The following is a 25,721-nucleotide window of genomic DNA, read 5'->3' on the forward strand; positions in this document are numbered from 1 at the left end:
TTTCAATTATATAAAATAGTTCGTTTAAAATTGTTTTTTTTGTGTTCCCCAGCATTCAACATTTTTCAAACCTTTAATATTGTCTACATGAAAAACTGGATCTTTTCCATCTTTCTTTTGTTTTATATAGTCTTCTAGTGCTGCAAAAGCAAATTTACCTAAAAATGCAATAGCAATTAAGTTAATTAAAGCCATGATACCCATGAATAAATCTGCCATATCCCAAACGATTTGTACTGCTGTTTGAGTTCCCCAGAAAACCATCAAAGCTACACATCCTCTAAAAATGAATAGAAATGTTTTACTTCCATTTAAAAATTCTATATTTGCTTCTCCATAATAATAGTTTCCTATGATAGAACTAAATGCGAAAAGTAAAATACAAGCTGCAATAAAAGTATTTCCCCAAGCACCCACTTCTGAACTTAAAGCTGCTTGTGTAAGTTGAATTCCTGTTAAGCCTTCTATAGTGTGTTTTCCTGAAATTAAAACAATCATGGCAGTTGCACTACAAATTATAAGAGTGTCAACAAATACTCCAAACATTTGAATTAGACCTTGTTTTACAGGATGACTTACAGTAGAGGTTGCTCCTGCATTAGGAGCACTACCCATACCAGCTTCATTAGAGTAAAGTCCTCTTTTGATACCTTGCATCATAGCTACTCCAATTCCACCACCTATAGCTTGTTCAAGTCCAAATGCACTAGTGATGATTAATTTAAATGTTTCTGGAAGAAGAGTAATATTTTTAATAAGAACAAATAAAGCAACAAGTACATAAGCTGTAGCCATGACTGGCACAATCATTTCTGCAACCTTTGCAATTCTTTTAATTCCTCCAAATATCACTAAACAAGTAAGTGCTGTTAATAAAAGTCCAGTATGTAATTTATCAAATCCAAATGCAGTTTCAAATGCAAGTGAAATTGTATTTGCTTGAACAGAGTTAAATATAAGTCCAAAAACGAAAGTAATAATGATTGAGAAAGTAAGTCCCATCCATCTTTGACCTAATGCTTTTTCCATATAATAAGCAGGACCACCACGATATCCATTTTCATCTTTTACTTTATAAATTTGTGCTAGGGTATTTTCAACAAAACTAGTTGCAGAACCAATTAAAGCAATCAACCACATCCAAAAAACTGCTCCAGGGCCTCCAACAGCTACTGCCATTGCAACTCCTGCTAAGTTACCAGTTCCAACATGTGATGCAATACTGATACAAAAAGCTTGAAAAGCAGAAACACCTTTTTGACCATCTTCGTTTTCAACACCTTTTGTTCCTTGTCCTAATAATTTGATCGTTTCTCCTAAAAGCTTAATTTGAACAAATTTTGTACTAAATGTGAAATAAACACCTAGTATTAGTAACATTCCTATTAGTACATAAGACCATAGTATAGTGTTACCCGTCGAGATTACTGAATTTAAAAAGCCTTCCATACAAACACTCTCCTTTTATTTTTTTATTTTTTAGGAAATATATATGTCCTAAAATATACTAAGCTCTAATTTTTGTGATAACTCTTCTAATACTTTTGTTCCTGCTATACTATTTCCTCTTTCATCTAGTGAAGGACCTACTACAGCGATACCCATTTTTTTAGGAACAACAGCCATAATACATCCACCTACGCCACTTTTTGATGGAACACCAATTTTTACAGCATATTCTCCAGATGCGTTATAAAGACCACAAGTCATCATGATTGCTTGAACGATTTGATTGATGTCCTTAGGGATAATTCTTTCATTTGACCAAGGGGTAACACCACCATTTGCAATTACAGAAGCTATTTTGGAAACATCTTTTACTGTAACTTCAGTAGAACATAATTTGAAATAAGCATCTAATACATCTTCTACATCTTTTTCTATAACACCTGCACCTTTTAGGTAATATGCGATGGCTCTGTTTGTATTTCCAGTTAATTTCTCTGATTTGTATACTTCATAATTCACTTGGATATTTTCATTATCTGCCATTTTTTTCATCATTCCATGAACTCTATCAAATTTTTCAATTCCATTATCACCACAAACTAATGATGTGGTAACGATTGCCCCTGCATTAATAAAAGGATTTAGGGGAGTATGACAATTGCGTGTTTCTAATTTTACCATGGAATTAAAAGGATCTGCTGAAGGTTCTGAACCTACTTTAGAGAATACGTTTTCTTTTCCTTTGTCCATAAGAGCACAAATTAAAGTAATTACCTTGGAAACGCTTTGAATTGTAAATTTCGTTTCATAATCTCCTCCATAAAAACAGTTACCTTCTAAATCGACCATATAAATTCCTAAAGCATCTGGATTTGCTTTTGCAAGTTCGGGTATATAGGTAGCTACTCCTCCTTCCTTTGTCCATATTCTGTTATTCTCAATGATTGTGTCTAATAGTTTTTGCATGTTGTCACTCCTTTGATTGAATCCTTCATATGAAATTATATATAATATCTATACAGACATTAAATATATAAGCAATATTCATGCCAAATTTATTTTTGAAATTTAAGAAATAAAAAAAGTCTAATTTCAATGATTTGAAATTATTTTTAAAATTTCAAAATACAAAAATGTTCGATTTAGCACGAAAACGAATGTGCGAAATCAATCATATGGTTCAATTTCGCACATTATTCGAAATATTTTTCCATTCTTCTTTTTAAAGCAAATCTAGAAATTCCTAATAATTTTGATGCATTTGTATGATTTCCGTTGGATTGATTTAATGCAGCCTTTATATACTTTTTTTCAATTTCAGATATAGTATCTTCTAATGAGAAGTTCTCTTCTATATGAAAATCTTCAACTATACTTAAGGGTTCTTTTTTAGAGATGCTATGTTGAAGTTCTATAGGAAGATTTTCTACATCTAAAATTTCTCCATCGTTTAATATAATCATTCTTTCGATTATATTTTTCAATTCTCTAACATTTCCAGGCCAAGAATAGTTCATCATTTGATCTTGAGCTTCTTTTGAAAAACCTATAAAATTTTTACTAAATTTAGCAGAATAAGTTTCTAAAAAATAGTTGGCAATTTTTAAAATATCATAACCTCTATCTCTTAATGGAGGAATAAAGATAGGGACTACATTTAATCTATAATATAAGTCTTGTCTAAATTCTTTTTTTTGTATGGCTTCCTCAAGATTTTTATTTGTTGCAGCGATAATTCGAAGATCTACTTCAATATATTCTAATCCACCTAATCTTTTAAATTTTTTAGTTTCTAAAAATCTCAATAATTTTGCTTGTATATCTAGAGGAATTTCTCCTAATTCATCTAAGAACAAGGTGCCTCCATCTGCAAGTTCAAGTAATCCTATTTTTCTTGAATTGGCACCACTAAAAGCATTTTTTTCAAAACCAAATAATTCACTTTCTAATAATTGACTAGGAATTGCAGCACAATTTATGCTAAGCATTACTGAATCTTTTCGGATACTATTTTGATGAATATAAGAAGCTACTACTTCTTTACCAGTGCCTGTTTCTCCTCTGATTAATACGGTAACAAAATCGTTTTTTGACAAGATGTCCATTTTTTTAAAGGTATCATTCATAATAGGATCTTGTCCAATAAATTTATGAGTTGTTTTAGATTCACGTTCTTGATACATTTCAAGCTTTCTTTTGATAGATTGACTTTTAAATGCTTTAGAAATAGATACATTGATCTCTTCTAAATCTAATGGTTTTTTAAGATAATCAATCGCCCCAATTTTTATAGCTTGTATGGCTGTTTTAATATCTCCATATGCAGTCATAATAATAATTTCAATAGTATCATTTGTTTTTTTAATATTTTTTGCAATTTCTAATCCATTTTCATTTTTCAATTTCATATCTAAAAGAACTACATCCGGTTCAAAATGATTGATTTTATCTAGGGCTTCATTTCCATCCTTTGCTGTTTCTACTTCATAATGAAAATCTTTTAAACCTTCTTGTAATGATAATCTAATAAGTTCTTCATCATCAATAATTAATACTTTTTTCTTCATGGTTTTCTCCTTTGTAGATTGGTATAGATAATTTAAATTTTGTACCTATATTCACTTGACTTTCAACTTCGATTTCTCCATGATTTGCAGTCATTAATTTATGCACAACAGAAAGTCCTAAGCCTGTTCCACTTTCATATGTTGTATAAAAAGGATCAAATATTTTAGATATATGTTCTTTTTCAATACCACATCCATTATCTTCAAAGACTACAAGAATATATTCTTTTGTGATGAATTTTTCTTTTGATATTGATATTATTAGTGTTCCTTCTTGTGACATGGCTTTTACAGCATTACCAATAATATTTAAAAATATTTGTGCCAATTGACCTTTATCAAAATATGCTAATGCATATCTATTTTTTTCTTCTTTTAAAACAGTAATATTTTTTTCAGATATGATTTTATTTGAAAATTGTAATGCATGCTCTAGAATTTCATAAATATTTACAATTTGAAACTTGGGAAGATGAGGTTTTGCGAAATCCAACAAATCTGTTATTAATCGATTTAAGCGATCAATTTCATTAATATTGGCATCAAATAATTTTGTATCTGTTTCATTTAAATATTTAGACAATCTATTTTTTAATACTTGAGTACTCATTTTCATCCCAGATAGGGGATTTCTAATTTCATGTGCTAAACCAGCAGTTACTTCACCTAATGAAGCTAAACGATCAATTCTATCTATTTTATCTTCTATTCTCTTTCTATTACTAATATCATTAAAACTACATATAACCCCTATATTTTCTCCTTTACTATTTTTCATCAAAGAAGTCGTAATATCTAAATAAATGGTGTTACCTTTTTCTTTACTATGAAAGTTTTCAACTCTATTTATAGTTTCTTCTGTTTGTAAAGTACTCATAATTTGTCTTAACAATACTTTGATCATACCAATATTTTGTTCTTTTGATTGTATTTCTTTTTCAATCATAAAAACGGCTGCTTGGTTGTATTTTATGACTTTTCCATCTATATTGGTTGTAATAATTCCAGTAGAAATGCTTCTTAAGATATCGTCATTAAAATTTTTCATTTGTATAAATTTATTTGTTCGATAGGCAATTGTATTTTTCATATCATTAAAAGCATTTCCTAATAAGCCTAACTCATCTTTTCTTTTAATATCTATTTCATTTTGAAAGTTACCTGAAATGATATCATTATATCCTTTTAAAAGTATACCTATAGGTTTGGAGATATGATCTGTAATTAAAATAATGGCTTGTAGTGAAAATAGTACAAAGAGAGTAATTAATAAAAATGTGTTTGAATTGATACGAAATGTTTGATAAGGGATTTCATTTTTATCAATTAAAACACCTATTTTCCAATTCCACTGATGATATACTCTATAATTTAGAATATATCTATCAGATAGATTATTACTATTTTGAATTGTATTTAAAATTTTATTTGCATCAATATTTTTATTTGGAATGCTATTGTATATAAAATAATCATCTTCAATAATAAACAAATTTTTTTTATTTAATTCTTTTACAAAATTAACTATAAATTCTTTGGTAGAATCAGTTTTTTCAATTTCATTTAAAAGTACTAATAAATGATGCAATTCATTATTTGCTTCGGTTTGGGTGTAATAATTGATCATTTTATGATGATTCCAATAGGTTAATATACTCAAAGCAATAATAGGTATGACCATCAAAAACAATAAGGGAAGAACAATTTTCTTTTTAATGCTTAGTTTCATATCTTTATCTCCAATAATTGATTTGTTTTTTTTGTTATATATATCTAATACCATTTAGATTTTATAACAATATAGATTATTTTCCAACCAATTTAGCTAAATCTTTGCTGAAACATAATTTGTCAACAGCCTAAAATACTTGATAGAATGATTTATTTACAGTATAATCTAAATAGATAGATTTAGAAAGTATATAAGTGAGGTGTTTGATGCGCGGAGTAGTTATTGTTCAATTTGGAAAATATTTCAAATTCATCATAAAGTAGGTGTGGTAGACACTTTAATTTGTGATGCTATTTATTCTAAATGATTATGAAGATACTAATCCACTCATCAAATACTATTTATAGATAAAATAAATATATCTATTTTCATGTAAAAAATTAGAGATATATTGTTTTTTATTTAATATAGTTATGAATTTGACTGTGGATGAATTCCGCAGTCTTTTTATATGTATTTAAAGTTACATGTAAAATATTTAAAAGAAGAGAAAAATATAAATTTTGAATCTATCTGGCAATGGATTATATCTTTATAGCCTAAATAAGAAAATACTATAAATTTGGAGGCTGTTATAATGATAAAAAACTTAAATATGAATGATGAAATCCATAAGGTTATGAAAATTTGGAAAGAGGCTACGATTCAGGCACATAAATTTATTTCAGAAGAATATTGGTTAAACAGTTACGATGTTGTAAAAGAACAATATATTCCAATGGCTGAAACCTATGTATATTTAGAGGAAAATGAAATACAGGGATTTATTAGTGTATTGGGAGAAGAACATATAGGAGCATTATTTGTTGATATAAATTGTCAAGGGGGAGGTGTTGGAAAAAAATTAATTAACCATACAAAGAAAATATATGAAAAATTAACACTAGAAGTTTATAAGAAAAATGAAAAAGCAGTCGGTTTCTATAAAAAAGTTGGATTTATTGTGAAAGAGGAGAATCTGAATGAAGAAACCAATGAGCCAACATATGTGATGACTTTTGAAAAGTAATAAAAATAAAGTATAGGTATAATAAGATAAGTTTTATCTAATATAGAAGGTTGAATAGATTAGAAAATAATTAAATATATTAAGAGTCACTATAAATAGCTCAGGTTATATAGAAAATATATGTTTTCTTATAACTTGGGTTATTATTATAATGGGAATTATGTGTAAAGTTTTATTCGTAGATGAGCATATATGTTATTATAAAGTTGGTAGAAAAAATAATCGGACTAAACTGTATTGAAGGATGATTTGTATGAGTGATACACAAGAAATAAAAATATCAGTTAGAAATTTAGTTGAATTTATACTTCGTTCTGGAGATTTAGATACAAGTTTTAAAAGTATGACAAGGGCTGTAGAGGGAACAATAGCTCATCAAAAGGTTCAAAATTCTAAAGATGAAAACTATGAAGCAGAGGTTACTCTAAAACATAAATTTGAATATAAAGATTATATATTTTTAATTGAAGGTAGAGCAGATGGAATTATAAAAGAGAATTCATCTATTTGTATAGATGAAATCAAATCTACTACAAAACCTCTTGAAATGATAGATGAAAATTATAATGAAGTTCACTGGGCACAAGCAAAATGCTATGCATATATTTACGCTATTCAAAATGAGTTAGATAAAATAGATGTGCAGTTAACTTATTTTCACTTAGAAACTGAAAAAATTAAATACATGAAAAAAAGTTTTAAAGTGAAAAACTTGGAAGATTTTTTTTATGAAATAATAGACAGATACATGATCTTTGCAAATTTTACTCATGATTGGGCTTGTATCCGTGATCTTTCAGTGAAAAATCTAACATTTCCTTTTGAAAGTTATAGGGGTGGACAAAGGGAACTCGCTATTTCAGTTTATAGAACTATTAGATATGAGAAGAAATTATTTGTACAAGCCCCTACTGGAATAGGAAAAACTATATCCACTCTTTTTCCTACTGTAAAAGCATTTGGTGAAGGTCATACTGCAAAAATTTTTTATTTGACTGCAAAGACTATTACACGTCAAGTTGCTGAAGAAGCTTTTACAAAGATGAGAGAAAAAGGATTAAGATTTAAAACCTTAACATTAACAGCGAAGGACAAAATTTGTTTTAAAGAAGAACGAATATGTGAACCAGAATATTGTGAATATGCAAAAGGACATTTTGATAGAGTGAACGATGCAATTTTTAATATACTCCAAGATGAAGATGAATTATCAAGAAAGATGATAGAAGAATATTCGAAAAAGCATTGTATTTGTCCTTTTGAATTTTCTTTGGATTTGGCTACCTGGGTAGATGCACTGATTTGTGACTATAATTATATATTTGATCCTAGAGTATATTTAAAAGGTTTATTTGAATTTCATCATAACGATTGTACTTTTTTGATAGATGAAGCACATAATTTAGTGGATAGAGCAAGAGAAATGTTTTCCGCAACTCTTTATAAAAAGCCTTTTTTAGAACTTAAAAAAATTTTTAAAGATAAAGACCCTAGGATTGGAAAAGCATTAGATAAAATAAATAGGTATATGCTAAAAATAAAAAAATTGTGTAAAGATAAAGACTACTTTGTTCAAAAAGAAATGTTTGAAGACATCTTATATTTATTAAATAGACTTATATCTGAAAGTGAAGAATTTTTAACTGAAAATAAGGGAAAGAAAGGTTATCAAGAATTATTAGAATTATTTTTTGACTGTTTGACATTTATAAAAATAGCAGATATTTATGATGATAGATATGTAACTTATGTGGAGGATCAAAATAAGGATGTATTACTAAAAATGTTTTGTCTAGATCCTTCTTATTTATTAAGTGAAGCGATCAAAAGAGGAAAATCAGCAATATTTTTTTCAGCTACCTTATCACCTATAGAATATTTTAAAGATGTTTTAGGTGGAGATGAAAAAGATAAGACAATAATATTATCTTCTCCATTTGATCAAAATAATCTTTGTTTGATGATCGCTAGTAACATTTCAACAAAATATAAAGATCGTGAAAATAGCTATGATTCTATAGTAGATTATATAAAATCGGTTGTATCTAAACGAAAGGGGAATTACTTAGTTTTTTTCCCATCCTATAAATATATGCAGGATGTTTATGAAATATTCCAAAGAAATAATCCTCAATATCAAACAATTATACAATCTAATGCCATGGATGAAGAGGAAAGAGAAACATATTTATCATCATTTGAGACAAACCCTAAAGATACATTCATTGGTTTTGCAGTAATGGGAGGAATATTTGGTGAAGGAATAGATCTAAAAGGGGAGAGATTAATAGGTGCAATTATAGTAGGAGTAGGACTGCCACAGATTTGCCTAGAGAGAAATATTATCAAAGATTATTTTAATGAAAAAAACAATAATGGATTTCATTATTCCTATACTTATCCAGGGATGAACAAAGTCCTACAAGCAGCAGGAAGGGTCATTCGTACAGAAAAGGATAAAGGAGTAGTACTTTTAATAGATGAAAGGTTTAATTATACTACTTATAAAAAAATATTTCCTAGGGAATGGAGTCATAGTATCAATATAAAATCAGAAGAAGAGATGTTTAAGATATGGAAGAAATTTTTTAATAAAACAGATACATCTACCTTATAGGGTAGATGTATCTGTTAGTTTTTTGCATAAACTGTTTCTTCAACAGTTTGATTTTGTATTTCATCAAAAATAGAATTTTCCATTGGAGTGGGTATCTCGTTATTTATTTTAATAATGGAACTTGCTATATTGTCATTAGACTGGGGTAAATTTCCTAAGATATCAGCAAAATTTCTATACCATTTGCCTTTTTTGGATATAGTTCCTATTCCTAAGATTTCCATATGATCTGTAGAATCTAATACACCCATAAAGTTCCATACACCTTTTCTAGGATTGTTATCATAATTTATAATTTTGTCATTAGAGCCTAATTTAGGTCCATTCATTGAATAAGTGTTTACGACTCCGTCATTTGGCCACCAGTTTTGGTCTATAGAGATAGAGCCGTCATCTCTAGTATGTGATCCCATAAAGACGGAAAAAGGAATTAAAGATAGATTCATGCCAATTTTAGGAATATGTTTTTTCGTAATAGGGGCCTCCTTGGTTTTTTGTGTAGACCAAGAAAAATAATAAATATCTGGTTGTGCAAAAACCCATTTGTTAAGTTCTTTGGCTCCAGCAGGTTTTAAATCCCATGCACTAATGTCTTTTGTATCTGTCCAAATAGAACTATCAAAAACACGTGATATGTATTCTTTGTACGATTCATTAGATTGTTTTTTTAATCCCCATTGATCTAGTTTAAAATCATAAATGGGGTTATTAATCATTCCATTTTGAGATGCAATTCCTGCAATAATTTGTTGAGTATGAGGAGCAATACCTGTAGCACCATCTGCCAGGGTAGTTCCATCATGAGGAGTGGAAATAGTTGTGATACTATGTATCCAAGATTTATTTCCTTCAAATAATGGAGAATAATTTTTTGTGATTGAAATTTCATTATCAGATCCTGTTTTTAATAATTGGGCTAAAACACGGACGGTTTGTCCACCCATACTATGAGAAATGAGATGGATTTTATTAATGGAACCATCCTCATTTACTTCTCCCCACTTAGGATATACACCAGGATATGTTCTTCCATATCTACTATGTCCATATTTTTTAGAATGTGCTTCTCCATAATCAACAGTACCACCTTTAATAAAAGCATAAAGCTCACAAGCTCTATCCCAATTGCTTGCATAAGGACCTACTGTAGCTGCATGAGTCTCATAGCCATAATCATTTAGTATATTTTCAAAATCTTCACTAATGCCTCCCCAATAGGGCATGTTTAGAACTTCTCCTTTACCCCATCCTCCAAAACCATGAACCAATATGATTGGATAATGATTTTGCCTTTTTAGAGTATTTGCAAAAACAAGTTGTGGAATTATAAGATTTAGTGATAATAAGATAATAAACATACGTTTTAATATTTTTTTCATACGGTTAGCCCCCTTCAGAAAGTAAAGTATTTTTATACATCATTTTTCATAAGTAATTCATTCAATTGTAGTCACCTCCGTTTATAAATTTTATCTGATGACTAACCATTCTAAGTTTCTTTTTTTCTTAAAAGATATATAAGAATGATATAGCCTCTAGAGTAGGGTATTACTTAAGGGTAAGCAGTACAAAAAATTATTATTTTAATTTATTATAATTTATACTTTGAAAAATTTATGTAGAATCCTGAAAAGAAAATACACGAAAAATGAAGAATAGAAAAAATATTTTTCTGAAAATTTTAAATTTTGGAAATATAACATCACAGAAGATTTTGATGAAGGTTGGAATCTTAAGAAAATCTTAAGATTTGTATCAAGAAATTGTTAAGATTTAGGTGATATCATATCTTTAAAGAAAAAATAAAGGGTGTGGTATAATATGTACAAAATTATATGTAGGGGTGATCCTTCTTGAATATATTAGTGTGTGATGATGATAAGGAAATACTAGATGCTATAAAAATTTATTTAACTAATGAAGGGTATAAAATTTTTAAAGCTTCTAATGGAATAGAAGCTTTAGAGATCATAGAAGAAAATGAAATTCATTTGATTATTATGGATATTATGATGCCTAAAATGGATGGATTAAGAGCTACTATGAAAATCAGAGAAGATAAGAATATACCTGTTATTATGTTATCTGCAAAATCTGAAGACACAGATAAAATAATGGGATTGAATATGGGAGCAGATGATTATATAACCAAACCATTTAATCCGTTAGAGCTTATTGCAAGGGTGAAATCTCAGCTTAGAAGATATACAGCTTTAGGAAGTCTTGAAACGAGGAGTAATGTATTTCAAACTGGAGGGCTTGAGATTGATGATGAAAGTAAGATTATAACAGTAGATAGGGAAGAAGTAAAATTGACTCCAGTACAGTACAAAATTTTAAAGCTTTTAACTCAAAATGCAGGAAGGGTATATTCTATAGATGAAATATATGAAAAGGTGTGGAAAGAAACTGCTTTCAATCCAGAAAATACAGTAGCTGTACATATAAGAAAAATAAGAGAAAAGATTGAGATCAATCCAAAAGATCCAAAATATTTAAAGGTGGTGTGGGGGATTGGATATAAAGTGGAAAAATTATAGTCATTCATGGATTACAAAAATTATTGTTTTTATGATAGTAATACTTTGTTTTAGTAGTGCAGTAACATTGATTTTAAATTTATTGGGTGTTAAAGAAATAGATATAGAGCTTGCTTTTGAAGATAATTACTATAGTGGAAAAGAATATAGGCGTCAATTAGAGTCTATAACCGATGATGCTATTGAGTTGATGAATCAATATAGAAGTGAAGAGTATATTTTAAGCGGTAGGACTGTTACAGAAGAAGATATAAAAAGAGAAGAAGAAAATTTATTTTCAGATTTTAAATATGATGAAAAACTTTATAATTATGAGTTATCTGATGTAGAAAATTATAAAAGATTTCAAGAAATATATGCAGATAAAATTTCAAAAATAAAAGATGAATTGATTCAAAAAGATTTAGAATTATATGAATCATATTTAAATAAAATAAAACAAAATAAAGATTTTATATATTATCTAAGTACTTATATAGATGATATACCAACGGTGTATACCAATAGTGAAAATATAAGTAAAGAGTATTTTAAATCTCATCCTTCTTATATTGTATTTGATTCATCTGAAAAAGAAATTTATCCACAAAATATTGAAAAAAGAATGTATCATTTGTCAATGGATGAAGTAAACCCACAAAATCAAGTGATGTATATTGCACTTAAAGAGGATTCTGCACATGACAAAATAGAAAAGTGGAAAAAAGATAAAGCAATTGTAATGGATTATTTATATAAGATTATAGTATTTGTGATTGCTACTTTAGCTAGTTTAATTTATTTAATATGGATTATAGGGGAAGATTTCTTTAAAGAAAAGCAAGTTCATTTAAATTTTGTAGATAAAATATATAATGATATCAATATAGCTATGTGTTTCTCTTTTATTATATCATGGTTTGCATTTATACGGGGTGTATTCCATAACACCCTTTATAAAATGATATTTCCAATTACTTTTTTGATAGGTACATTTGGACTTATATTGTTTTTATCGTTAGTCAAACATATTAAAAATAAAACTCTTATAAAGCATACGCTTACTTTTAAGTTATTTTATAAATTGTATTCATTTATAAAAGATATTTTTGATAGTGGAAGCACAGCAGTAAAGATTGTAGCGATTGTCATAGGGTATCCAATACTAGTTGGTTTAACATTTTTTATGGCTCCTATTACCATAGGAATAGGGGCTTGGGTGGCATTAAAGAAAGTAAAAGAATTTAATGAAATTAAAGAAGGTGTAGAAAAAATAAAAGATGGAAATATATATCATACTATCCAAATATCTAAAGATGGAGAGTTTAAAACACTTGCTTCCAATATCAATAGTATTACAGAGGGTTTAAACAAAGCAGTAGACAATGAACTAAAAAGTCAAAGATTAAAAACAGAATTGATTACAAATGTATCCCATGATATAAGGACACCCCTTACTTCTATAATTTCTTATGTAGATTTATTTAAAAAAGAAACGGATCAATCTAAGAGAGCGGAATATATAGAAATCATAGATCAAAAATCTCAAAGATTAAAAGTATTGACAGATGATTTATTTGAAGCTTCCAAAGCTTCTAGTGGAGATATGCCAGTAAATTATGAAAAAATAGATATGGTGTCTTTGATTACTCAGGGATTAGGCGAATTAAACGATAAAATAGAAGCATCCAATCTAGAATTTAAAATAAACCATCCTAAAGATAAAGTATATGTAAAAGCAGATGGAAAATTATTATGGAGATCCATTGAAAATTTATTATCCAATATATTTAAATATGCCCTTGAAGGCTCAAGGGTGTATATGGATATGGAAGAATTAGAGAATGAAGTTATATTAACCATTAAAAATATATCTGCTTATGAACTGAATATTTCATCAGACGAACTTATGGAGCGTTTTAAGAGAGGAGATGAATCTAGAACCTCTCAAGGAAGTGGACTTGGACTATCTATTGCTAAGAGCTTAGTAGATCTTCAAAGGGGAAGTTTTCGTATAGAAGTAGATGGAGATTTATTTAAAGCTATTATAAAAATGCCAAAGTATTAAAAATAGTTTATGAATAATAAATAACCAAAGGATATTCCCTTTGGTTATTTATTATTCAATAGATTTTGGTAAATCTATGTTGGTTCTTTCTTCAATATGAAAATCATTTAAAATTAGGATATTTTTCTTTTAAAGAGTCTATATTTTTTTGTGCTTCTTCTAAAGTACTGAAATATCCAGCTTCTATACAAAAAGCTCCTTTTTGATCTTTTAATATTCGAACTTCTTTTAAATCAAATAACTCTTCTTCTAGCATACCTAGAGATTCTCCAACAGGATAAGAATTACTTCGTATAGAATATATTTTTTGATGATTTTCTTCTTTTTTAGGTTTTAAAGTAAGAACAATTTGTCCAGGATTTTTGTATTCTTCTACAGTATATAAAATAGGTTGTTTTAAAGTTAATGAAAAACGTATCATGGAATCATCTAAGGTAATAAGCTCATAGGCATCTTGAATATAAGAACTTTCTTTTAAAGTTTTTAAATATTTTTGACCAGAAAAATCTCTTGCACCAGGAATAGAAAAAGTCAAAGTATAGGGATATTCGCTGTAATCCACTTTATTTTTTTTCTTTTCTTGTTTCCATTAAATATGAAAAGCTTTCAGAATCTCCTTTCATGGCCTTTTTTATTTTTATTACATCCAATTTTGCACGTCCTTTCTCAAAATATGTGTCTATGTATTAGACAAATAAGGTGCATAAAAAGTTTTAAATATATTTTTGTGCAGAGATAAATTTTTACTAATATTAATTGAATTTAAGATAAAAGTTAGAATTAAGATGAAGAGACTCGATATATATATTGTCAAGTAGATGAAGAAAAATTATCCTAGTTTATAAAAAATATGTTATAATTTCATATACAATGTAACACCTTAATTCTTGTTGAGGTGATTTTTTGTACTATTTTTGAAATAAATTTATGATAAAAAATAAATAACATATATAATAAAAAGGATGGATAATAGAAATGGAAAAATTAGAACAAAGAATTTTACAAGATGGACAAGCATTAAGTGAAACAGTATTAAAAGTAGATTCTTTTTTAAATCATCAAGTAGATCCTCAGCTTATGTATGAAATGGGAACTTATTTTAAGAGATATTTCGATAAATATAATATTACTAAAATACTAACAATTGAAAGTTCAGGCATTGCACCTGCTGTTATGACTGCTATGCAAATGAATGTACCTATGATTATATTAAAAAAAAGCAGGTCTAAAACTTTGAAGGATGATATTTATCAAACAACAATACATTCTTTTACCAAAGGAGTAGATTATGAGTTGACTCTATCTAAAAAATATATTTCATCACAAGATCGAACTTTAATTATTGATGATTTTTTAGCAAATGGAGAAGCTGCATCAGGAGCTATACGTTTAGTAGAAGAATCAGGAGCAACGGTTTGTGGAATTGGAATTGTTGTTGAAAAATCTTTTCAACCTGGACGAAAAAAACTAGAAGATCAAGGTTATGATGTATATTCTTTAGCAAGAATTTCTAAATTAGAAAAAAATTTGATTGAATTTATAAAAGAATAATAAAGATTTTATGAATGTAAGAGAAAAAAATTGAAATAAATAAAAAAAGATATATAAAAAAGCTGAAAGATATAATTCTTTCAGCTTTTTTATGATAACTAAATGTAGATTTGTAAATACTATTTAAAAAGTTCATAAGGAGGTATTTATATGAATCATAAAGGTTTATCAGCATGGCAATTAACTATGATGGCCCTTGGAACAGTTGTAGGAGGCTCATTTTTTTTAGGGTCATCTGTAGCTATTCAAGCAGCAGGTCCTTCTGTGGTCATTTCTTATATATTAGGAGGCATTTTAATATACTTTATTTTATTTGCTTTGTCTGAAATGACTGTAGCAAATCCACAACCAGGTTCTTTTCGTACATTTGCAGAAAAGATGTATGGGCGGGGAGTAGGTTTTGTTGTTGGATGGGTTTATTGGACGGGAATTGTTTTAGCCATGTCTAGTGAAGCTACTGCTGTATCTATTTTTTTAAGAACTTGGTTTCCTAAAATATCATTACCTATTATAGGCTCTAGTATAATTATTATAGTAACTCTTATCAATTTATTGGGAGCAGATAAATTAAGCAAATTAGAAAGTGGATTGGCTATTATTAAATTAGTAGCTATTGTAGGATTTATTATATTAGGAATTGGATTGATCTTTGGAGTTACTCCAAATTTACCTAAGGTAGGACTAGGTTCTCTTTATACAGAATCATTTTTTCCTGGTGGGATTGGAGGGATTGCAGGGAGCATGTTGATTGTTATGTTTACATATGCTGGATTTGAAGTCATAGGACTTGCAGCTTCTGAAACTAGTGAGCCACAGGTAATTGTACCAAAGGCAATTTCGTATACGGTATGGGTGTTAGTAGGATTATATGTTACAGCTATAGTAGTATTACTTCCGTTGATTCCTACGAATATTTTAAATTCAGAGGAAAGCCCTATGGTACTAGCTTTGACTAGATGGAGATTAGGTTGGGCAGGAAATGTAATGAATATTATACTTATTAGTGCGATTTTGTCTACTATGTTAGCGGCTATGTTTGGATTAGGGCGAATGATGAGATCTTTAGCAGATGAAGGACATGCTCCTTATTGGTTAAAAGACAAAGAAGAAATTCCTTATCGTGGAATTTTATTTTCTGGAGGAGCAATGCTAATAGGATTATTTATGGGACTTATTTTACCAGAAAAGGTGTATATATTTTTAGTAAGTTCTGGAGGTTTTTCTCTTTTGTTTACTTATCTTATCATTTTGGCTACTCATTATAAGTTTAGAAAGAATAATGGATGCCCACCCATGGGAAAATGTCAGGTAAAAGGGTATCCATTTGTATCTTGGGTAGCTATGATTAGTATTGTTTTAATTATTTTGAGTATGCCACTTGTTGAAGGACAAGGATCAGGGTTGATTGCAGGACTAAGTTTAACAATTTTTTATATAGGATTTTACTTTATGAAAAAACAATATATAAAAAAATTTAACAAAGATGAACATACTACAAAGAAGAGAAAACTTTTAAAAGGAATAAAGCCAGTTATTTCTAAGTGGCAGATAGAATTTTCAGAGGAATTTATTTTTGATCAAAAAAATAAAGGATATAGAAAGATGAAGAAATAAATTTATTTCATATAAAAGTTTAAAAAATAAAATAGTGCCAATTTTGAAATTGGCACTATGGATTTTGGAAAATATTATGAAAAAGATAAAAAATAATATAAAAAAACAAATACAAGATATAAATAAGGGATTTTAATTATTTTTAAACTAAAGAAAAATAAGTGTAAAAGTTTAAAAAACAAATAATTTCCTATCAAAACTTGTCTAAAGGTGTCGTATTCGTTAAAATGACTAAAAACAAGCATATATAGAGATAAACAAATTTTCGAAATCATGTTAAAATATTTTTAAATTGGATTAGTCCAATGAAATACAAAAGGAGATTATTTTGAAATGAAGATTCAAAGAAAAAGTGGCACACCTATTTATATACAAGTAAAAAATTATATCTTAGAAGATATCAAAAATGGCATACTCAAGATAGGTGACAAATTGCCAACAGAAAGAGAACTATCTCAAAAATTAAAAGTAAGTAGAAATACGATTTCTACAGCTTATAACTTGTTAGAACAAGAAGGAATACTAATTTCTTATCAAGGAAGAGGGACTTTTGTTGAACAAGATATAAAAATATCTAAAGACCATAATCTTTATCATAAAGTGATTCCAAACATTGATATAGCATTAGAAGAAGCTATGGAAATAGGACTTAATACAAAAGAATTTTTATGCATTGTTAAAAAAAGAGTACAAGAAAAAGAAAATTTAATTAAAAATATGAATGTAATTTTTGTAGAATGTAATATAGAACAAGCCAAAACTTTTTCTTATGAATTAAGTAAAATTACAAATACTAATGTAAAGGCCATGACGATTCAACAACTTCAAGAAAAAAATGAAGAGGTTGAACAACTAATAAATGATAGTCAAATTGTTATTACTACTTTTAATCATATTCATGAAGTGGAAGATTTGATAAAAGATTTTAAAAAAGAAATATTTGGAGTTACGATCAATCCTAATATGGAAGCTATAATAAAAATTGCTAAATATCCCCAAAGAACAAAATTTGCACAAATTAGTATTTCAAAAGAATTTTATTCTAAGGTTGAATATGCATTGAAGTTAGCAGGGCTAGAAAATATTTTTATTGAGGCTACCACTAGTAAAGACAAAGAAGAACTTTACGCAATAATTAATAAGTCAGATGTGATTATTGTTTCGCCTGGTAGAGGAGAAGAAATAAAAAAAATAGTAGGGGATTCAAAAGAGGTGATAAAATTTGATTATGTCTTGGATCAAGGTTCTGTCAATGCGATCATCTCTAATATTATAAAAAAAAGATTATAGAAAAAGAGAGAATAAGGAGAGGAAAAATTTATGAAAAAAAAGATTGTACTAGGTGTTATAGGAGCAGATTGTCATGCAGTTGGAAACAAAGTGTTAGATTTTGCTCTTACAGAAGCTGGATTTGAAGTAGTAAACATTGGAGTACTAAGTTCACAAGAAGATTTCATTAATGCAGCTATTGAGACAGATGCATCTGCAATTATTGTATCATCTCTTTATGGACATGGAGAAATTGATTGTAGAGGACTAAGGGAAAAATGTGAAGAAGCAGGACTTAAAGATATATTGCTCTATGCAGGTGGAAATCTTGTAGTAGGAAAACAAGATTGGGAGCCAGTGAGAAAAAGATTTCAAGAGATGGGATTTGACCGTGTGTATCCACCAGGAACTCCACCAGAAGTAGACATAGAGCATCTGAAAGAGGATTTGAAAATTTGATAGTAAAGGTGATTAAATGAATGCACTATTATTGATTGATTTTGGAAGTACGTATACAAAGCTTACTGCAGTTGATATGAAGAAGGAAGAAATTATTGCCAATACTAAGTCTTTAACTACTGTTCAAAGTGATATCATGATAGGATTTCAAAATGCTTATCATCAAATAAAAGAAAAATGCAAAGATATATATTTTGATGAAATACTTGCATGTAGTAGTGCTGCAGGAGGCTTAAAAATGGTAGCTGTGGGTCTTGTACCAGAGCTTACAGCAGAGGCTGCCAAAAGAGCTGCTTTAGGTGCAGGATCTAGAGTTTTAGGAGTATATAGCCATGAACTTACTCAAAGAGAAATAAAAGCTATGATACAGCAAACACCAGATATTATTTTATTAGCAGGAGGAACAGACGGAGGCAATAAAGATTGTATTATTCATAATGCTAAAATGATTGCAAAGTATATAAAAAATGTACCAGTAGTAGTATCAGGAAATATAAAAGCTAGTGATGAGATTGAAGAAATTTTTAAAGAAAATCATATATATTATGAAATCACAGATAATGTAATGCCTAAATTAAATAAACTAAATGTAGAGCCTGCAAGAGAAGCTATCAGACAAATTTTTATGAAAAAGATTGTAGAGGCAAAAGGAATGAAAAGTGCAGAGTCCATGATCAATGGAATATTGATGCCAACTCCGGCAGCAGTTTTAAATGCAGCTAAAATATTAGCAGATGGAACCAATACAGAAGAAGGAATAGGAGATTTAATTGTTATAGATATTGGAGGAGCTACAACAGATATTCATTCTATAGCTGAGGGAGAGCCTACAAAGCCAGGTGTTATGAAAATAGGATTAGAAGAGCCTTATGCAAAGAGAACCGTTGAAGGAGATCTTGGAATGCGTGTAAGTGCAGAATCTCTTTGTCATAGTGTATCTAGTAAAAAAATTATGAAGTTTGTACCCAATACAAAATATAATATTGAGGAAAGATGTAAGTATCTTACACAAAATGTCAATGAGATTCCAAATACTCTTGAGGAAATAGAATTTGATGAAGCACTAAGTATGGTTGCCACGGAGGTAGCTATGGAAAGACATGTAGGGGTGATAGAAGATGTATATACACCTATGGGAAAAATTTATTCTCAAGTAGGAAAGGATCTATTAGATGCCAAGTATGTAATAGGTACAGGAGGAGTGTTGGTTCATAGTAAGAATCCATCAAAAATATTAAGGGCGGGTTTATATAATGAAGAAAATCCAAGGTATTTAAAACCTACCGATCCTAAATTATTGATTGATAAAGATTATATTCTTTCATCAATGGGATTGATGGCAGAAAAATATCCAGACATAGCGATTCGAATACTCAAAAAAAATCTGAGCAATGTATAGTGGGAGGAAAAATAATGGAGCTTAAAAATAAAAAATGGACTGAAGAAGAGTTCTTAAAAATGAGAAAAGAAGTATTGACTCAATGGCCTACTGGAAAAGATGTAGATTTTAAAGAAGCGACAGATTATATAAAAGCACTTCCAGAACATAAAAATTTTGCTAAAAAGCTGAGAAAAGCAAGTCAAGAAGGAATTACTTTAGCACAACCTAGAGCTGGAGTAGCTTTAGTAGATGAGCATATTAAACTTTTAAGCTATCTTGAAAAAGAAGGTGGAGCAGATCTTCTTCCAAATACTATAGATAGTTATACAAGACAAAACAGATATCATGAATGTGAAGTAGGAATTAAAGAAAGTGTGAAAGAAAATCGTTCTATGTTAAATGGATTTCCAGCAGTAAACCATGGAGTGAAAAATTGTAGAAGAGTAGTAGAATCGGTAAATCTTCCACTTCAAGCAAGACATGGTACGCCTGATTCTAGACTATTATCAGAAATTATCCATGCTGGGGGCTGGACATCTAATGAAGGAGGAGGAATCTCTTATAACATTCCTTATGCAAAAAGTGTTAGCTTAGAAAAAACAATTCTAGATTGGCAATATTGTGATAGATTAGCAGGAATGTATGAAGAAATGGGTGTAGAAATTAATAGAGAGCCTTTTGGACCATTAACAGGAACTTTGGTTCCTCCAAGTATTTCCAATGTTGTAGCTATTGTTGAAGGACTTTTAGCAGCAGAGCAAGGAGTTAAAAATATTACTTTAGGATATGGACAATGTGGAAATTTGGTACAAGATGTGGCAGCCATTAGGGCTTTGGTGGAGCAAGCTGGAGAATATTTTAAATTTTATGGATATAATATAGAATTAACAACAGTTTTTCATCAATGGATGGGAGGATTCCCAGCTGATGAATCAAAAGCATTTGGAGTAATTTCTTGGGGAGCAGCTACAGCAGCTTTAGCAGGAGCTACAAAAGTAATTGTAAAAACTCCACATGAAGCGGTTGGAATTCCAACTATGGAAGCAAATGCACAAGGAATTAAGGCTACAAAACAAACTCTAAATCTATTAAAAGGTCAAAGATTACCAATGTCCAAAGAATTAGAGGCTGAAATTCAATTAATCAAAGCAGAAACAAAATGTATATTAGATAAAGTATTTGAAATCGGAAAAGGTGATTTATCAGTAGGTGCAGTAAAGGCTTTCCAAACAGGTATAATGGATATTCCTTTTGCTCCAAGTAATTACAATGCAGGGAAAATACTTCCAGCAAGGGATAACAATGGAGCTGTACGATTCTTAGAATTTGGAAATATACCAATGTCACAAGAAATTAAAGATTTTAATAGACAATTGTTAGAAGAAAGAGCAAATCTAGAAGGAAGAAAAGTTGGTTTCCAAATGGTTGTAGATGATATTTATGCAGTAGGAAAAGGAACACTAGTAGGTAGACCAGAACATAAATAGTGATTCATAATGTTTAGATGGAGTTTTTACTCCATCTAAACATTAAAAATATTTATAGTATAGGTAAGGAATATGTAAATTTTTTCACTTTAAGTTACAAGAGTGATAAGATTAAAATTATAAGTGATCCCATAATAAAATAAAACTGGAGGCTATAAAAATGAAAATTATAGATGTAGTATGCTCAAAAGGAAGAACAGGATTTTATTTTGATGATCAAAGAGCGATTAAACAAGGAGCAGGTCATGATGGATTTACTTATGTAGGAGATCCTGTTACAGAAGGATTTACAAAAATTAGACAAGCAGGAGAATCTATTTCTGTAATGTTTGTTTTAGAAGATGGTCAAGTAGCTCATGGAGATTGTGCAGCAGTACAATATTCAGGTGCAGGAGGAAGAGATCCATTATTTCTTGCAGATGAATTTATTCCAATTATACAACAAAAGATTGCACCTAAATTGATTGGAAGAGAAGTATCAAGATTTAAAGAATTGGCTGAAGAAGTAGACCATATGATAATAGAAGGACAAAGATTACATACGGCTATTCGATATGGTATCACACAAGCAATTTTAGATGCAACTTCAAAAGCAAATAAAATCACTATGGCTGAAGTGATTAGAAATGAATATGATACTACAAAAGAATGGAAAAGAATACCTATATTTACTCAATCTGGTGATGATAGATATAACAATGTAGATAAGATGATTATAAAAGGTGCAGATGTACTTCCACATGCTCTTATTAATCATGTAGAAACAAAGCTTGGAAATAATGGAGAAAAATTAAAAGAATATGTAGTTTGGTTAAAAAATAGAATACAACAATTAAGAGCCTCAGAAGAAGATGACTTTGTTTTGCACATTGATGTTTATGGAACTATTGGAATTGCTTTTAACAATGATACGCAAAAAATGACTAATTATCTTGGAGAACTTGAAAAGGCGGCATCTCCTTTTAAATTAAGAATAGAAGGACCTATGGATGTTGAAAATAGAGAAGGACAAGTAAAAGCTTTAAAAGAATTAAGAATGGCATTAAAAGAAAAAAATATAAAAGTTGAATTGGTTGCAGATGAATGGTGCAATACGTGGGAAGATATTAAATTATTTGTAGATGAAGAAGCAGCAGATATGATTCAAATCAAAACACCAGATCTTGGAGGAATTAACAACATAGTAGAATCTATTTTATATTGCAAACAAAAAGGTATTGGAGCATATAGTGGTGGAACTTGTAATGAAACAGATAGATCTGCTCAAATCTGTACAAATATAGCTATTGCCTGTGGAGCTGATCAATGTCTTGCAAAACCTGGAATGGGTGTGGATGAAGGGTTTATGATTGTATATAATGAAATGAATAGAGTATTAGCTTTGGCAAATAGAAGAAAAAAATAAATGGGAGTGCTGAATTATGAGGGAAATACATGTTTCTAAAATTGTAGAAACTACAAAAAAACTTTGTATAGATGCGAATTATTATCTTACAGATGATATGAGAGAGAGATTAGAAGAAGCAAAGGAGAAAGAGAATTTTTCTACTGCAAAAAATATTTTGAATATAATCATTGAAAATGCAGATATAGCAAAAGACGAGCAACGACCAATGTGTCAAGATACAGGAATGGCTGTAGTGTTTATAGAAATGGGACAGGATGTACATGTAGTAGGAGGAAGCTTAGAAGAAGCCATTCATGAAGGAGTAAGACAAGGTTATACACAAGGATATTTAAGAAAGTCTGTTGTAAATGATCCTATTGAAAGAATAAACACACAGGATAATACTCCTGCAGTGATTTATTATAATATTGTTGAAGGTAATGACTTTAGCATTACAGTAGCTCCAAAAGGATTTGGAAGCGAAAATATGAGTCAATTAAAAATGTTAAAGCCAGCTGATGGTATAGAGGGAGTTAAGGAATTTGTTTTAAAGGCAGTAAAAGAAGCAGGTCCAAATCCATGTCCGCCTATTGTAGTGGGTATAGGAATTGGTGGAACTTTTGATAAAGCAGCTTTTCTTGCAAAAAAGGCACTATTAAGATCAACAAATGAGAGAAATAAAAATTCTTTTTATGAAGGGCTAGAAAAAGAATTATTAGGGGAAATCAATGAATTAGGCATAGGACCACAAGGTTTTGGTGGAAAAACTACAGCACTTTCTGTAAATATAGAGACTTATGCAACTCATATTGCAGGATTGCCTGTTGCAGTCAATATCAATTGTCATGCAACTAGACATGTAAAGGCTCATATATAGGAGGTTTTTTAAATGAGTAAAAAAATAAATATGCCCCTAACAAAAGATAAAGTAAAAGATTTAAAAGCTGGAGATAATGTACTCATTACAGGAACTATTTATACAGCAAGAGACGCAGCTCATAAAAGATTGGTAGAGCTTGCAGAAGCAGGTAAGAAACTACCATTTAATATAGAGGATCAAGTGATTTATTATGCAGGTCCTGCACCATCTAAAGAAGGACAGCCTATAGGCTCAGTAGGACCTACAACTAGCTATAGAATGGACCCTTATGCTCCTATACTTTTAGAAAAAGGATTAAGGGGTATGATCGGAAAAGGAAAAAGAGACGAAAAAGTTATAGAGACTATAAAAAAGGTAGGTGCAGTTTACTTTGCAGCCATAGGTGGTGCAGCAGCACTTATGGCAAAGTGTGTAAAGTCAGCAGAAGTTATTGCATATGAAGATCTAGGAGCTGAAGCAATTAGAAAACTTTATGTAGAAGATCTTCCTGTCATTGTAGTTATTGATAAAGACGGAAATAATTATTATGAAGTAGGACAGAGTGAATATTTAAAAACATTAAGGTAGGTGGGACCTATGAATATTAAGACTCCAGCAAAAGCAGGAACTATGGAGTCCAATGACATATATGTAATGGTAAAACCAAATGACGAGGGTGGTATTGTCATTGATCTTGAAAGTATTGTAATGAAGCAGTTTGGAAAACAAATTGAGAAAGTGATTTTAAATACTTTAAAAGATTTAGGGATTGATAACATATATGTTATGGCAAAAGATAGAGGTGCGCTAGATTGTACCATTCAAGCAAGAATAGAGACAGCAGTCAAAAGAGGAATGTAGGGGTGATTTCATGGAGAGATTAAGAAGAACTATGCTTTTTATGCCAGGAAATAATCCTAGCATGTTGCAGAATTCTGGAATTTTAGGAGCTGATAGCATCATACTAGATCTTGAGGATGCAGTAAGTATTACTGAAAAGGATTCAGCAAGGATTTTGGTAAGAAATGCTGTGAAAAATATAGATTTTTATGATACGGAACTAGTTGTAAGAGTCAATCCTCTTTCCTCTGACTTTGGAATGGAGGATGTAGATGTAATAGGAAGAGCAAAGCCAGATGTATTAATGATACCAAAAGCTACAGAAGAAGATATAGAGATGGTTTGTGAAATTCTTACAAAAATTGAAGAAGAGGAAGGTTTTGAAAAGGGAAGTATTAAACTTTTTCCTTTGATTGAAACAGCCTATGGAGTAGAAAATGTATATTCTATTATACAGTCATCAACTAGAATCATAGGTATTTTATTAGGAGCAGAAGATTTAACAGCAGACCTTTCTATTAAGAGAACAAGAGAAGGAAAAGAAATTTTTTATGCAAGAAGTAAAATTGCTACTGCTTGTAGAGCTTGCAAGGTGGATGCTATAGATACACCTTTTGCAGATATGGATGATTTAGAAGGTTTTGTAGCAGATATTCAAACAGCAAAATCTTTAGGACTGACAGGAAAGGCTGCCATTAACCCACGTCAAGTAGATACTATTCACGAAGTATTTGCTCCTTCTAAAGAGGAGATTACTCATGCACAAAGAGTTATTTATGCTATGGAAGAAGCAAAAAAAGAAGGTAAAGGTGTATTTTCATTAGACGGAAAAATGGTTGACGCACCTATTATTACAAGAGCGCAAAATACAATAATAAAAGCAAAGCTTGCGGGCTTGATTTAAAGGGGTGAA

21 protein-coding genes are annotated in these 25,721 nt (G+C 29.7%); 15 read left to right on the forward strand and 6 right to left on the reverse strand.

Going from position 1 to position 25,721, the window contains the following annotated elements; translation table 11 throughout:
- Window positions 1-24: 24 nt before the first annotated feature.
- The 4 genes from EK368_RS08145 to EK368_RS08160 all read right to left on the reverse strand — a co-directional run bounded on the left by EK368_RS08145 (window position 25) and on the right by EK368_RS08160 (window position 5,745).
- On the reverse strand, window positions 25-1,449 hold the full coding sequence (locus tag EK368_RS08145; protein ID WP_129598309.1) for an alanine/glycine:cation symporter family protein: 1,425 nt from the start codon (window positions 1,447-1,449) through the stop codon (window positions 25-27).
- A 48-nt stretch (window positions 1,450-1,497) separates the two neighbouring features.
- Window positions 1,498-2,415 (reverse strand): glutaminase A, encoded by a 918-nt coding sequence (gene glsA, locus EK368_RS08150; protein ID WP_129598311.1) that lies wholly within the window; start codon window positions 2,413-2,415, stop codon window positions 1,498-1,500.
- 227 nt (window positions 2,416-2,642) lie between these two features.
- On the reverse strand, window positions 2,643-4,016 hold the full coding sequence (locus EK368_RS08155) for a sigma-54-dependent transcriptional regulator (RefSeq protein WP_129598312.1): 1,374 nt from the start codon (window positions 4,014-4,016) through the stop codon (window positions 2,643-2,645).
- Complete coding sequence (locus tag EK368_RS08160; protein WP_165000380.1) at window positions 3,991-5,745, reverse strand: sensor histidine kinase; 1,755 nt, start codon at window positions 5,743-5,745, stop codon at window positions 3,991-3,993. Before EK368_RS08160 ends, EK368_RS08155 begins: the two co-directional genes overlap by 26 nt.
- Window positions 5,746-6,325: 580 nt before the next feature.
- On the opposite strand from EK368_RS08160, the gene EK368_RS08165 reads away from it, so the two are divergent.
- Both EK368_RS08165 and EK368_RS08170 read left to right on the forward strand, forming a co-directional pair.
- Window positions 6,326-6,757, forward strand: coding sequence for an N-acetyltransferase (locus EK368_RS08165; RefSeq protein WP_129598317.1), 432 nt, complete (start codon window positions 6,326-6,328; stop codon window positions 6,755-6,757).
- 253 nt (window positions 6,758-7,010) lie between these two features.
- Entirely contained in the window at window positions 7,011-9,374 is a 2,364-nt protein-coding gene (locus tag EK368_RS08170) for an ATP-dependent DNA helicase (protein ID WP_129598319.1), read from the forward strand.
- Between the two features lie 14 nt (window positions 9,375-9,388).
- On the opposite strand, the gene EK368_RS08175 is transcribed toward EK368_RS08170, so the two are convergent.
- Window positions 9,389-10,753, reverse strand: a complete 1,365-nt coding sequence (locus EK368_RS08175; RefSeq protein WP_202976448.1) for an esterase/lipase family protein — start codon at window positions 10,751-10,753, stop codon at window positions 9,389-9,391.
- A gap of 474 nt (window positions 10,754-11,227) precedes the next feature.
- Between EK368_RS08175 and EK368_RS08180 the strand changes: the two genes are divergently transcribed.
- Together EK368_RS08180 and EK368_RS08185 are read left to right on the forward strand one after the other, a co-directional pair.
- The gene (locus EK368_RS08180) at window positions 11,228-11,914 is read left to right on the forward strand and encodes a response regulator transcription factor (RefSeq protein WP_129598321.1); all 687 of its coding nucleotides are present in this window, start codon (window positions 11,228-11,230) and stop codon (window positions 11,912-11,914) included.
- Window positions 11,889-13,961 carry a sensor histidine kinase gene (locus EK368_RS08185; protein ID WP_129598323.1) on the forward strand — a complete coding sequence of 691 codons (2,073 nt, stop codon included), beginning with the start codon at window positions 11,889-11,891 and terminating at the stop codon, window positions 13,959-13,961. Before EK368_RS08180 ends, EK368_RS08185 begins: the two co-directional genes overlap by 26 nt.
- A 103-nt stretch (window positions 13,962-14,064) precedes the next feature.
- On the opposite strand, the gene EK368_RS08190 is transcribed toward EK368_RS08185, so the two are convergent.
- Window positions 14,065-14,523: a hypothetical protein gene (locus EK368_RS08190; RefSeq protein WP_129598325.1), complete on the reverse strand. Its 459-nt coding sequence runs from the start codon at window positions 14,521-14,523 to the stop codon at window positions 14,065-14,067.
- A gap of 413 nt (window positions 14,524-14,936) precedes the next feature.
- On the opposite strand from EK368_RS08190, the gene EK368_RS08195 reads away from it, so the two are divergent.
- The 11 genes from EK368_RS08195 to EK368_RS08245 all read left to right on the forward strand — a co-directional run bounded on the left by EK368_RS08195 (window position 14,937) and on the right by EK368_RS08245 (window position 25,712).
- On the forward strand, window positions 14,937-15,512 hold the full coding sequence (locus tag EK368_RS08195; protein ID WP_129598327.1) for a xanthine phosphoribosyltransferase: 576 nt from the start codon (window positions 14,937-14,939) through the stop codon (window positions 15,510-15,512).
- Window positions 15,513-15,662: 150 nt separating this feature from the next.
- Window positions 15,663-17,126, forward strand: coding sequence for an amino acid permease (locus EK368_RS08200; RefSeq protein WP_129598329.1), 1,464 nt, complete (start codon window positions 15,663-15,665; stop codon window positions 17,124-17,126).
- Window positions 17,127-17,459: 333 nt separating this feature from the next.
- Window positions 17,460-18,416, forward strand: coding sequence for a GntR family transcriptional regulator (locus tag EK368_RS08205; RefSeq protein WP_129598331.1), 957 nt, complete (start codon window positions 17,460-17,462; stop codon window positions 18,414-18,416).
- A gap of 30 nt (window positions 18,417-18,446) precedes the next feature.
- On the forward strand, window positions 18,447-18,854 hold the full coding sequence (gene glmS, locus EK368_RS08210; protein ID WP_129598332.1) for a methylaspartate mutase subunit S: 408 nt from the start codon (window positions 18,447-18,449) through the stop codon (window positions 18,852-18,854).
- Between the two features lie 16 nt (window positions 18,855-18,870).
- Window positions 18,871-20,253 carry a methylaspartate mutase accessory protein GlmL gene (gene glmL / locus EK368_RS08215; RefSeq protein WP_129598334.1) on the forward strand — a complete coding sequence of 461 codons (1,383 nt, stop codon included), beginning with the start codon at window positions 18,871-18,873 and terminating at the stop codon, window positions 20,251-20,253.
- A gap of 14 nt (window positions 20,254-20,267) precedes the next feature.
- Window positions 20,268-21,722, forward strand: a complete 1,455-nt coding sequence (locus EK368_RS08220; protein WP_129598336.1) for a methylaspartate mutase subunit E — start codon at window positions 20,268-20,270, stop codon at window positions 21,720-21,722.
- A gap of 160 nt (window positions 21,723-21,882) precedes the next feature.
- Window positions 21,883-23,127 (forward strand): methylaspartate ammonia-lyase, encoded by a 1,245-nt coding sequence (locus EK368_RS08225; protein WP_129598338.1) that lies wholly within the window; start codon window positions 21,883-21,885, stop codon window positions 23,125-23,127.
- Between the two features lie 16 nt (window positions 23,128-23,143).
- Complete coding sequence (locus EK368_RS08230; protein ID WP_129598341.1) at window positions 23,144-23,986, forward strand: fumarate hydratase; 843 nt, start codon at window positions 23,144-23,146, stop codon at window positions 23,984-23,986.
- A 12-nt stretch (window positions 23,987-23,998) separates the two neighbouring features.
- A complete protein-coding gene (locus tag EK368_RS08235; protein WP_129598343.1) occupies window positions 23,999-24,556 on the forward strand; it encodes a Fe-S-containing hydro-lyase in 558 nt (185 codons plus the stop codon).
- A gap of 9 nt (window positions 24,557-24,565) precedes the next feature.
- Window positions 24,566-24,829 (forward strand): citrate lyase acyl carrier protein, encoded by a 264-nt coding sequence (citD, locus tag EK368_RS08240; protein WP_129598345.1) that lies wholly within the window; start codon window positions 24,566-24,568, stop codon window positions 24,827-24,829.
- A 10-nt stretch (window positions 24,830-24,839) separates the two neighbouring features.
- Window positions 24,840-25,712 (forward strand): HpcH/HpaI aldolase/citrate lyase family protein, encoded by an 873-nt coding sequence (locus EK368_RS08245; RefSeq protein ID WP_129598346.1) that lies wholly within the window; start codon window positions 24,840-24,842, stop codon window positions 25,710-25,712.
- The last annotated feature ends 9 nt before the right edge of the window (window positions 25,713-25,721 follow it).

This window comes from Anaerophilus nitritigenes, from assembly GCF_004138215.1.
GTDB classification, from domain to species: Bacteria; Bacillota; Clostridia; order Peptostreptococcales; family Thermotaleaceae; genus Anaerophilus; species Anaerophilus nitritogenes.

Excerpts from the sequence above, each read along its gene's own strand:
- EK368_RS08145 (WP_129598309.1), bottom strand. The coding sequence starts at position 1,449 with ATGGAAGGCTTTTTAAATTCAGTAATCTCGACGGGTAACACTATACTA.
- glsA (WP_129598311.1), bottom strand. The coding sequence starts at position 2,415 with ATGCAAAAACTATTAGACACAATCATTGAGAATAACAGAATATGGACA.
- EK368_RS08155 (WP_129598312.1), bottom strand. The coding sequence starts at position 4,016 with ATGAAGAAAAAAGTATTAATTATTGATGATGAAGAACTTATTAGATTA.
- EK368_RS08160 (WP_165000380.1), bottom strand. The coding sequence starts at position 5,745 with ATGAAACTAAGCATTAAAAAGAAAATTGTTCTTCCCTTATTGTTTTTG.
- EK368_RS08165 (WP_129598317.1), top strand. The coding sequence starts at position 6,326 with ATGATAAAAAACTTAAATATGAATGATGAAATCCATAAGGTTATGAAA.
- EK368_RS08170 (WP_129598319.1), top strand. The coding sequence starts at position 7,011 with ATGAGTGATACACAAGAAATAAAAATATCAGTTAGAAATTTAGTTGAA.
- EK368_RS08175 (WP_202976448.1), bottom strand. The coding sequence starts at position 10,753 with ATGAAAAAAATATTAAAACGTATGTTTATTATCTTATTATCACTAAAT.
- EK368_RS08195 (WP_129598327.1), top strand. The coding sequence starts at position 14,937 with ATGGAAAAATTAGAACAAAGAATTTTACAAGATGGACAAGCATTAAGT.
- EK368_RS08200 (WP_129598329.1), top strand. The coding sequence starts at position 15,663 with ATGAATCATAAAGGTTTATCAGCATGGCAATTAACTATGATGGCCCTT.
- EK368_RS08205 (WP_129598331.1), top strand. The coding sequence starts at position 17,460 with ATGAAGATTCAAAGAAAAAGTGGCACACCTATTTATATACAAGTAAAA.
- glmS (WP_129598332.1), top strand. The coding sequence starts at position 18,447 with ATGAAAAAAAAGATTGTACTAGGTGTTATAGGAGCAGATTGTCATGCA.
- glmL (WP_129598334.1), top strand. The coding sequence starts at position 18,871 with ATGAATGCACTATTATTGATTGATTTTGGAAGTACGTATACAAAGCTT.
- EK368_RS08220 (WP_129598336.1), top strand. The coding sequence starts at position 20,268 with ATGGAGCTTAAAAATAAAAAATGGACTGAAGAAGAGTTCTTAAAAATG.
- EK368_RS08225 (WP_129598338.1), top strand. The coding sequence starts at position 21,883 with ATGAAAATTATAGATGTAGTATGCTCAAAAGGAAGAACAGGATTTTAT.
- EK368_RS08230 (WP_129598341.1), top strand. The coding sequence starts at position 23,144 with ATGAGGGAAATACATGTTTCTAAAATTGTAGAAACTACAAAAAAACTT.
- EK368_RS08235 (WP_129598343.1), top strand. The coding sequence starts at position 23,999 with ATGAGTAAAAAAATAAATATGCCCCTAACAAAAGATAAAGTAAAAGAT.
- citD (WP_129598345.1), top strand. The coding sequence starts at position 24,566 with ATGAATATTAAGACTCCAGCAAAAGCAGGAACTATGGAGTCCAATGAC.
- EK368_RS08245 (WP_129598346.1), top strand. The coding sequence starts at position 24,840 with ATGGAGAGATTAAGAAGAACTATGCTTTTTATGCCAGGAAATAATCCT.